This window comes from uncultured Thermus sp. (assembly GCF_938010445.1).
Lineage (GTDB): Bacteria > Deinococcota > Deinococci > Deinococcales > Thermaceae > Thermus > Thermus altitudinis.
On record NZ_CALLUR010000078.1, the window covers coordinates 1 to 8257 of the forward strand.

The window sequence follows — 8257 nt, forward strand, 5'->3', positions numbered from 1 at the left end:
TTCGGCCCTTTTCCCCTCCATGGACTCCAGGAGGGCGGTTTCCTCGCCGCAGATGTAGAGGCCCCCGCTGCGGAAGACCTCGGTGGGAACGGGGAGGAGACCGGCTTCCTTCAGTTCGGCCACGGCCTTTTCCAGGCCCAGCATGGCGGCCTCGAACTCCTCCCGCACGTAGAGGAAGATCCGGCTGGCCCCTGTGGCCAGGGCGGCCAGAAGGGCCCCTTCCAGAACCAAGAAGGGATGGTGTTCCAAGAGGAAGCGGTCTTTAAAGTTTCCGGGCTCCGATTCGTCGGCGTTCACCACCAGGTACTTGGGGGGTTCACCCTGAGCCACGGCCCGCATCTTGATGTGGGTGGGAAAGGCGGCCCCTCCCCGGCCCAAAAGCCCTGCCTCCTCCACTGCCTGGATGAGGTCGTGGGGAGAAAGCCTACCCCCAAGCAGGCTCCGCAAGGCTTGTAGCCCCCCGATCCTCTCGTAGGCCGCCAGGTCCAGGATGGGTTCAGGGGGAAGGAGCCTTTCCCCATGGCCCAGGTGAAAGGGCAGGCGGAACTCCCGAAAGGGTACCCGATGGCCCTGGTATTCCACATACCGCTCCCTCCCCTCTATGCGCACATGGATGGGGGAGAGGGCCTCGAGGCCCAAGGGAGGGTGCGTTCCATCCGCCCCTTCCAGGAGGCGGGCAAACCCCCGGGCCCGGGCCACGGGGTCGTCCACCAGAAGCCTTCCTTGGGGAAGCCCCCGGTAGCGGGGGTAGTAGCGCACCACCCCCCAGGCCTGGGCCAAGGGCACGCCCGCCAGCCGGGCCGCTTCGGCAATCCCCTCCTCGGTGAGGGGCAAGCGGGCGTCCAGGAGGGGGAGGAGGCTCGGCTTGTCCATGGTTCTAGCCTATCCCTTGGGCGGGGGCGGGGCTGCTTTACAGGATCCTAAGCCTGGGAAAACGGGCCGTAAGGACCTCCTGAAGGGAGGCGAAGCGAGCTTCCGGTACCAGGGCCACCACCGCCCCGCCAAAACCCGCCCCCGTGAGCTTGGCCCCATAGGCCCCAGCCTCCAAGGCGGCCTCCACCAGGGTATCCAGCTCGGGAAGACTCACCTCATAGTTTTGCGCCAAGGAACGATGGCTTTGCACCATGAGCTCGCCAAAAGCCCTGGCGTCCCCCTTGCGCAAGGCCTCTACCCCTTGGAGCACCCGTAGGTTTTCGGCTACGATGTGCCGGGCCCTCTTGTCCAAAGGAGGGGGCAGGCTTTCCACCAGGCAAAGGTCGGTCACATCCCTAAGGCTTCTCACCCCCAGGCGCCGGGCGGCCTCTTCTGCCTCCTGTCGCCTTTGGTTGTAGCTGGCCTCCGCCAGGCGCCGCTTAAGCCCCAGATCCAAAACCACCACCCGCGCTCCCGGCGGCAGGGGCAGGTTTTCGTGGTCCAGGGTGCGGGTATCTAGGAAAAGAGCCTTGCCCACTTCCCCTAGGCTAGCCGCCATCTGGTCCATGATGCCGCAGCGCACCCCCACGTACTCCACCTCGGCCCGCTGGCCCAAAACGGCGATCTCCTTGTCGGAAAGGGGCAGCCGGTAAAGGAGGCGCAGGGCCTTAAGCGCCGCCACCTCGAGGGCCGCCGAGCTGGAAAGCCCAGCCCCGATGGGCACCTGGCTGCGGATGTAGAACCGGGCCCCGGGCACCTGGTGCCCCGCCTTCCTCAAGGCCCAGACCACCCCGAGGAGGTAGTCCAGGAAGTCCCCCTGGGCCGGGCTTCCCAAGGGGCGGGTCCTCAGTTCCCTCAGGTCCTCGCTGTAGGCCTCCACCCGGCCCTCGGCCTTGGCCGCCTCCACCTGGGTGAAGTAGGGAAGGGGGGTGGGGAGGACGTAGCCTTCCTGGTAGTCGGTGTGCTCTCCCAAAAGGTTCACCCGGCCCGGGGCCTGGGCGCTGGCCTCGGGCAGGGTGCCGAAAACCTCCTTGAACCCCATGCCTCCATTATGGGCACAGGGCCTTCAGGTTGTGGTCTAGCAGGGCTAGGTAATGCGGCACCTTGCGGTCTAGGGTGTCGGTGTAGAGCACGGCGATCCGGGCGCCCAAGGCCTCGGCCAAGGCCTTAAGGGCCGTGCCCTGGAACTGGGGCTCGGCCAGGACCAGCCTTACCCCTTTTTGACGGGCCCGGTTGAGGAGCCTCAGGAAGCTTTGGCTTCCCACCTCCTGGGCCCCCGTGGCGGTGAGGCTTCCCACCACCTCGAGGCCGTAGCGGCGGGCGAAGTAGGCGAAGGCGTCGTGTTGGGTGACCACCTTGAGGCCTTTTAGGTTACAGGCCTTAAAGGCCTGATCCCGCCTCTCCACCTCCTGGCGGAAACGGGCCAGGTTGGCCTGGTAAACCCCTTTCCCCTTGGGGTCTAGCCGGGCCAGCTCCTGGGCCATACGCTCCGCATACCGCAGGGCATAGGTGGGGTCCAGCCACAAATGGGGGTTGCAAGGGCCATGGGCGTGCCCGTCCTCCTCGTGCTCCTCGGGTTCCTCTTCCGCACAGATGAGGCCCGGTTGCCCCTCGGCCAGCTTCACCAGCCGGGCCCCTTTTGGGAGGAGGTTCTGGAGCTTGGGGAGAAAGGCCTCGAGGCCAAGCCCATTGGCGAAGAGAAGCTGGCTTTTGGCCAAGGCCTTGGCGGTGCTGGGGGTGGGCTCAAAGGTGTGGGGGTCCATACCCGGGGGAACCACGCTCACCACGCTCACCCGGTTTCCCCCCACCTGCCGCACCAGGTCCGCCAGGATGGGGGTGGTGGCCGCAATGGAGAGCTGGGCCAGGGCCGGGTTCAGGGGAAGGCCCAGGAGGAGGAGAAGGGTTAGCGCTCGCATGTAAGTAATGATAATGCAATATCGCTATTTCCACAAGCCTCCTCAGGCTGGGGCGGGGCTTATGGAAAGTGGGGTATACTCGGGAAACCATGGACTTCAGGAGCCTGCACAAGAAGCACGTCCTTACCCCTTGGGTGGCCCAGGCCCCCCTGAACCCGCCGGTGGTGGTCCGGGGGGAGGGGGTTTGGCTTTACGACCAGGAGGGGCGGCGTTACCTGGACTTTTCCAGTGGCCTGGTGGCCCTGAACCTGGGCCATGGCCACCCTAGGCTGGTGCGGGCCATCGCCGAGCAGGCGGCCACCTTGGCCTACGCGGCCCCAAGCCTCTTCCACGACAAAAGGGCCCTTCTCGCGAAACTCCTTTCCGACCTTTCCCCCTGGCCGGAAGGGGCCCGGGTGTTCTTTGCCCCCTCGGGCACCGAGGCCAACGAGGATGCCTTGAAGTTCGTGCGCCACCTCACAGGCCGGTTCAAGGTGTTGGCCGCTTACCGCTCCTTCCACGGGGCCACCCATGCCTCGGCCAGCCTCACCGGGGAGAACCGCCGCTGGCCAACGGAGCCGGGTACCGCCCCGGGGGTGGTACATTTCTTCGCCCCGTATCCCTACCGGAGCCCCTTTTACACGGAGGACCCGCAGGTGGAGGCCGCCCGGGCCCTGGAGCACCTGGAGAGGGTCCTCCTCCACGAGGACCCCAAGCGGGTGGCGGCCATCTTCCTGGAGCCCGTGGTGGGCTCCAACGGGGTGATCGTGTACCCGGAAGGGTACCTGGATGGGGTGCGGGCCCTGTGTGACCGGCATGGCATCCTGTTGGTCTTTGACGAGGTGATGACCGGCTTTGGCCGCGTGGGGGCTGCCTTTGCCGCCCAGCGCTTGGGCGTGGTGCCGGACCTCATCACCTTCGCCAAGGGGGTGACCTCGGCCTACGTGCCTTTGGGAGGCGTGCTTTTGCGGGAGGGCCTGGCCCGGCACTTTGACGAGAACCCCGTGCCCACGGGGCACACCTACTCGGGCCACCCCCTGACGGTGGCGGTGGGGCTCGCCACCGTGGAGGCCTACCTGGAGGAGGGTATCTTCCAACGGGTGCTGGCCCTGGAGCCCTTTTTCCGGGAGGCCCTGGAGGCCTTGAAGGAGCGCCATCCCGTGGTGGGGGACGTGCGGGGCCTGGGGGCCTTCTACGCTTTGGAGCTGGTTAGGGACAGGGAAAGCAAGGAACCCCTTTCCCCTTGGCATGGCCCTCTTAGCCCCGCCATGCAGGCGCTGCTTAAGGCCCTTTTGGCCGAGGGGGTTTACGTGCTGGCCAAGCACAACATTCTCGTGGTGGCCCCGCCTTTGACCATCCAGGAGGAGGAGTTCCTGGAGGGAGTGGATCGGCTTTCCCGGGCTCTGAGGCGGGTGGAGGTGGAGGTCCTGTAGCCTAGAGGGGTGCGGCGCCTGGAGGAGCTTTTCCCCTTTCTGGCCTCCTTGGAGGGGAGGCCTTACCCTTTTTACAAGGATCTCAGGGGCGTTTGGCAGGGGGACGGTTTTGACCTCCGCTTCGTCCACGTGCAGGGCGATCCCTTTGCCTCTCCCAGCGTGGTGGAGGTGCGCTATCCGGCCAAGGCCGCGGCGAGGCTTCGGGTCTTCGCCCACCCCGTGGGGCGGGTGGCGGTGGAGGACTTCCTGCTGCGGGCGCTCAAGGCCCGTTTCCGGAACCTGCCCCACCTTGGGGGTAGCGGCCACTCGGGTAGGGTTTTTGTGGAGGTGGAAAGCCCCAAGGTCCTAAGGCGGGCCGGGGCCCATCTTGCGCCACAGGGCCTTTACCTCCGCTTCCGGGTGGGTCTAGCGGCCTCGGGCCGGAGGATTCTGGGCAAGGAGGCGGCCAGGCTTTTTCGGGCCCTGGCGGACCATCTTCGGGGGTTTCTGGAGGAGCTGGAGGTGGAGAAGCTCCTGGCCCATGTCCACCAGGCGGAGGATTTTGCCCACATCCAGGAGCGCCTGCCCCAAAGGGGGCTGGTGGCCTTTGTGGGGGAGGGGGCCATCCTGCCCCGGGAGAGCGGGGTGAGCCAAAGGCCCTTAAAGGGGGCGGTGCCCTTCCAAAGTCCGCCTTCCTTGCGGGTTTCCTTCCGGGTACCCCACAAGGGGGAGGTCTTGGGGATGGGCCTTCCCGAGGGCCTTACCCTCATCACCGGTGGAGGCTTCCACGGGAAGACCACCCTCCTCGAGGCCCTGGTCCACGGGGTCCATCCCCACATCCCTGGGGACGGGCGGGAGTGGGTGGTGACCCATGCCCGGGCGCAACGGGTCCAGTCCGAGGATGGCCGGAGCGTGGTGGGGGTGGACCTGAGGCCCTTTGTGCACGACCTGCCCCTGGGCCAGGACACCTCCTTCTTCACCACCGAGGATGCCTCGGGTTCCACCAGTCTGGCCGCCGCCATCCTGGAGGCCTTGGAACTGGGGGCCAAGGTGCTACTCCTGGACGAGGATACCTCCGCCACCAACCTCCTGGTGCGGGATGCCCGCATGCAGGCCCTGGTGCGGCGGGAAACCCTGACCCCGCTTTTGGATCGCATAGGGGATTTCAAGGCCCTGGGGGTGAGCCTGGTCCTGGTGGTGGGCGGGGTGGGGGATTACCTGGACCTGGCAGACACCGTTTTGCTCCTGGAGGAGTACCGCCCAAGGGAGGTTACCCAGGAGGCCAAAGCCATCGCCCAAGCCCACCCCACGGGCCGGGCCTTTGGCGAGCCGCGGTATCCCCTGGCCGTGGTTTCCCGGGCTCCCTTGCCCGAAAGCTTTGATCCCAGAAGAGGCCGGAAGGCCCGGGTGAAGGGCCGGGGTCTCAGGGAGTTGGTGTACGGGGAGGAGGTGGTGGACCTCTCGGCCCTGGACCTTTTTGAAAACGCCCAGGTGCGGGCCTTGGGGGCCTGGTTGCAGCGGTTATGGCGCCTGGCGGATGGCCGCACCCCCATGGCCAGGCTCGTGGAGAGGGCCTTGGCGGAGGGGGAGGATCTCTTTGGCCTCGAGGAGACCCCTGAGCTGGCTGAGGTGCGCCCCTTGGAACTGGGGGCGGCGGTCAACCGGCTCCGGGCCCTGGAGGTGCGGCGGGGGGAGGGGTAAGCTTTAGGGTGATGTGGCGGTCTTTGTGGGTGGATCTTTCCTCACGGCGGGTTCATTGGCAGGGGGTTCCCCCCGAGGAGGTGGCCTTTGGGGGCCGTTTTCGCACGGGGAGGATCCTCATGGAGCGGGAGGCTTACCGCATGGACCCCCTTTCCCCGGAAAACCCCCTGGTCTTCGCCATCGGCCCCTTGGCAGGCACGGGGTTTTCCAACGCCAATCGCACCAGCGTGGGCACCCGTAGCCCCCTGACCCTGGGCATCAAGGAGGCCAACGGGGGCGGCACCTTCGGCTACGCCCTGGGGCAGATGAAGCTTGCCCATCTGGTCCTCGTGGGGACAAGCCCCGACTGGGTGGTCCTCCGCATCACCCGGGAGGGGCAGGTCTTTTTTGACCCGGCGGGGGAGCTCCTCGGCCTCGGGAACTTCCAGGCGGCCACAAGGCTCTTTGCCGCTTACGGCAGGAAGATCGCGTTTGCCCTTCTAGGGCCGGTGGGGGAGTATCTGGGCCTCCTTTCCGGCATCGCCTTTTCCGATACCGATGGGAGGCCCTCCCGCCTGGCGGCCCGGGGTGGCGTGGGGGCGGTAATGGGAGCCAAGCGGGTGAAGGCCCTCGTGGTGGAGGTGCCGGGGAAGGCGGAGGTCTGGGATAAGCCCAAGGTCACCGGGGCCATCCGCCGCTATGCGGAGCTCTTGCGCCAAGATCCCTTGGTGATGAAGTTCTACAACGCCATCGGCACCATGGGGATGGCCGACTTCCAGAATGCCTTCGGGGGACTTCCCGTGCGGAACTTTCGCCAGGGGCAGCTTGCCCCTCCGGAGGAGTTCCGCATGGGGGGCCAGTACATCGCCCCCCTCAACAAGGCCCGGGGTGGGAAGCCCACCCACGCCTGCATGCCCGGGTGCGTGATCCAGTGCTCCAACGTCATCGTGGACGAGGGCGGGGAGGAGGTGGTTTCCCCTTTGGAGTACGAAACCATCGGCCTTATGGGAACCAACTGCGGCCTCACCGACCCGGACCAGCTGGCCCGCCTGAACCGCTTGGCCAACGACCTGGGGGTGGACACCATAGAAACCGGGGCCACCTTGGCCCTCTTCATGGAAAAGGGGGAGGCGGATTGGGGGGATTATGCCTTCATGGAGGCCAAGCTCAAGGCCCTCTATACCCCGAGCGAGGCCGCCCGCTTCCTGGCCCAAGGCACCGCCCGGGTGGGGGAGGCCTTGGGGCTTGGGCGGGTTCCCGTTATCAAGCGCCAGGCCATCAGCGCCTACGACCCCAGGGTGGTGGAGGCCACGGGCATCACCATGATGGTGACCGCCCAGGGGGCGGACCACACCGCGGGCAATGCCCCGCGCCTGGAAACCCGGGCCATGCCGGTGGCGGAGATCCTGGAGGCCAGCTACCAGGCCCAGGTGAATGCTGCCGCCAACGATGCCCTGGGCCTTTGTGTCTTCGGGGGAAGCGTCACCAACAAGCAGGTGGAGTTCGTGGTGGAAAGCCTCAACGCCGCCTTAGGCACAAGCCTCACCCCCGGCTTTTGGCGTGAGCTTGGGGAGGGGGTTTTGCGCCTGGAGCACCGCTTCAACCACCTGGCGGGCTTCACCCACGAGGAGGACCGCCTTCCCGCCTTTTTCTACCAGGAACCCTTGCCCCCCAAGGGCTACACCGCCCGCTTCCGCCCCGAGGACCTGGGGCCCCTATACGAGAGGCTTCACCAGGGGTCGTAGAGCCTGGGCCTTTGGGCGCTAAGGGGTAGGGGTTCCCCTTCCAGGAAGCGCCGGGCGTAAAGGTGGGAAAGCTCAGGGAAGGGCTCGTGGGCTACCTTTGCCAAGGCGTAGACGGCTACGGCGTCGGCCAGCCCTCTTAGGGCCTCCTTGGCGTGCCAGGGGCCTTCCTCCTTTAGCCTCGCCAGCGCCCTTTCCGCATACCTTTGGGCCTGAGGATGATCCTGGAGCATTTCCAAAAGAGGTTCATGGGCCCGCTTTTTGGCCATGGCTTCCAGCATGTCCAAGGCCTGGATGTTGGCGGGTCCTTCCCAGATGGGGGTGATGAGGGCCTCCCGGTGCCAGCGGGCTACCCCATACTCCTCCAGGAAGCCCAGGCCGCCAAAGAGCTCCATGGCGAGGGCGGTGATGGCGCTGGCGTGTTCGGCGGTGCCCCCCTTGGCCAGGTGGGAGAGGAGGCGGGCCAGGTGGTAGCCGGGGCTATAGGGAGGCCTCTCCTCCCAGGCCCGGTCAAAGGCCTGGATGGCCAGGAAGGCCAAGGCGGTGCCCCCCACCTGCCTAAGGCGCATCTCCAGGAGGTCGTGTTGGATGAGCTCGTGGTCCAAAAGCCTTTTTC

6 protein-coding genes and 1 pseudogene are annotated in these 8257 nt (G+C 66.5%); 3 read left to right on the forward strand and 4 right to left on the reverse strand.

Going from position 1 to position 8257, the window contains the following annotated elements; translation table 11 throughout:
- The 3 genes and pseudogenes from Q0693_RS04575 to Q0693_RS04585 all read right to left on the reverse strand — a co-directional run.
- A pseudogene (locus Q0693_RS04575) lies at positions 1-873 on the reverse strand (proton-conducting membrane transporter); the annotation flags it as partial.
- A 37-nt stretch (positions 874-910) separates the two neighbouring features.
- Positions 911-1954: a galactokinase gene (galK, locus tag Q0693_RS04580; protein WP_298629555.1), complete on the reverse strand. Its 1044-nt coding sequence runs from the start codon at positions 1952-1954 to the stop codon at positions 911-913.
- Between the two features lie 7 nt (positions 1955-1961).
- Positions 1962-2828: a metal ABC transporter substrate-binding protein gene (locus Q0693_RS04585; protein WP_298629556.1), complete on the reverse strand. Its 867-nt coding sequence runs from the start codon at positions 2826-2828 to the stop codon at positions 1962-1964.
- Positions 2829-2917: 89 nt separating this feature from the next.
- On the opposite strand from Q0693_RS04585, the gene Q0693_RS04590 reads away from it, so the two are divergent.
- The 3 genes from Q0693_RS04590 to Q0693_RS04600 are packed head-to-tail and all read left to right on the forward strand — an operon-like array spanning position 2918 to position 7644.
- Entirely contained in the window at positions 2918-4240 is a 1323-nt protein-coding gene (locus tag Q0693_RS04590; protein ID WP_243030494.1) for an aminotransferase class III-fold pyridoxal phosphate-dependent enzyme, read from the forward strand.
- A 9-nt stretch (positions 4241-4249) separates the two neighbouring features.
- A complete protein-coding gene (locus Q0693_RS04595; protein ID WP_298629557.1) occupies positions 4250-5920 on the forward strand; it encodes an ABC-ATPase domain-containing protein in 1671 nt (556 codons plus the stop codon).
- A gap of 11 nt (positions 5921-5931) precedes the next feature.
- Positions 5932-7644 (forward strand): aldehyde ferredoxin oxidoreductase C-terminal domain-containing protein, encoded by a 1713-nt coding sequence (locus tag Q0693_RS04600; RefSeq protein WP_298629558.1) that lies wholly within the window; start codon positions 5932-5934, stop codon positions 7642-7644.
- Here the strand turns inward: Q0693_RS04600 and Q0693_RS04605 are convergent.
- On the reverse strand, positions 7629-8257 hold a 629-nt coding region (locus Q0693_RS04605; RefSeq protein ID WP_298629559.1), incomplete at its 5' end, for an acyl-CoA dehydrogenase family protein. The two genes, Q0693_RS04600 and Q0693_RS04605, sit on opposite strands and share 16 nt — an antisense overlap.

Excerpts from the sequence above, each read along its gene's own strand:
- galK (WP_298629555.1), bottom strand. The coding sequence starts at position 1,954 with ATGGGGTTCAAGGAGGTTTTCGGCACCCTGCCCGAGGCCAGCGCCCAG.
- Q0693_RS04585 (WP_298629556.1), bottom strand. The coding sequence starts at position 2,828 with ATGCGAGCGCTAACCCTTCTCCTCCTCCTGGGCCTTCCCCTGAACCCG.
- Q0693_RS04590 (WP_243030494.1), top strand. The coding sequence starts at position 2,918 with ATGGACTTCAGGAGCCTGCACAAGAAGCACGTCCTTACCCCTTGGGTG.
- Q0693_RS04600 (WP_298629558.1), top strand. The coding sequence starts at position 5,932 with ATGTGGCGGTCTTTGTGGGTGGATCTTTCCTCACGGCGGGTTCATTGG.